The 1,093-nt window shown below is 71.9% G+C and carries 2 protein-coding genes; both read right to left on the bottom strand.

The window, feature by feature from the left end:
- Positions 1 to 664: metal ABC transporter permease (locus G6023_RS15280; protein ID WP_182636333.1), on the bottom strand; the 664-nt coding region annotated here is incomplete at its 3' end.
- The coding region (locus tag G6023_RS15275; RefSeq protein ID WP_182636331.1) for a metal ABC transporter ATP-binding protein at positions 661 to 1,093 on the bottom strand (433 nt) is incomplete at its 5' end. The genes G6023_RS15275 and G6023_RS15280, both read right to left, overlap by 4 nt.

Below are 1,093 nucleotides of genomic sequence, written 5' to 3'. Positions count from 1 at the left end.
TCGTCCCCCGCATGGTGTCCGCCACCAACTGGGCGGTCGCGCCCGGGATGATGAGCGTCGCCACGACGAGGATCACGCCCACCGACTGGACCCCCGCCACGGTCGCGGTGGCGAGCGTCGCCAGCAGGAGGGCGGTCAGTGCCCGGGTCCGCAGTCCCAGTGTGTGGGCGTGGAGTCGGTCGAACGCCACCATGACGAGGTCACGGCGGAACGCCAGCAGCACGATGACCGTGAACGCGGAGACCACCATCACCTGGACGAGTTCGGAGTCGCGGACGCCCAGCACACTGCCGAACAGGATCGAGTGCAGGTCCTGCTGGGTGGGGAAGCGGGCGATGAGGATCAGGCCGAGGGCGAACAGGGCCGTGAAGACGATGCCCATCGCCGCGTCCTCACGCACCGTTCCGCTCTCGCGCACCGCGCCGATCATCGTGACCGCGACCAGTGCGGCGACCAGGGCGCCCACCGCGAACGGGGTGCCGGTCATCGCGGCGATCACCACCCCCGGCAGGACCGCGTGGGACACGGCGTCACCCATGAGCGACCATCCCATGTGGACCAGCCAGCAGCTCAGCAGGGCGCCGGCGATCCCGGAGGCCGTCACCACGATCAGGGCGCGGCGCATGAAGTCGTAGCTCATCGGCTCGGCGAGCAGGTCGATCACGGCAGCGCTCCCTCGGTGACGGTGCGCTCGGCGGTCCCGGTCTGCCGGGCGCCGAGCAGGGTGGACAGGATCTGCGGGGTGGTCGTCTCGGCGACCGGGCCGTGGGCGATGAGGGAGCCGTTGAGCAGGGCCACCGAGTCCGCGAGCCGCTCGACGGTGCCCAGGTGGTGGGTGGAGACCAGCGCGGTGCGCCCCTCGGCCGTGAGCTCGCGCAGCACGTCGATGTACACCTCCTCGCTGCCTGCGTCCATCCCGTTGAACGGCTCGTCGAGCAGGAGCAGGTCGGCCTCCTGCGCCAGGCAGCGTGCCAGCAGGACACGACGGCGCTGACCGCCGGAGAGTTCGCCGATGCGGCGGGCCGCGAGTCCGGACAGTCCCACGCGGTCGAGGGCTGCGGCCACGGCGGCGCGGTCGGCGGCGCTCGGTCGG

Source organism: Dietzia sp. DQ11-71 (assembly GCF_014144995.1).
In the GTDB taxonomy this organism is placed as follows: domain Bacteria; phylum Actinomycetota; class Actinomycetes; order Mycobacteriales; family Mycobacteriaceae; genus Dietzia; species Dietzia kunjamensis.
The sequence above is the reverse complement of the archived record's forward strand: the minus strand, read 5'-3'. Positions and strand labels throughout refer to the sequence as shown.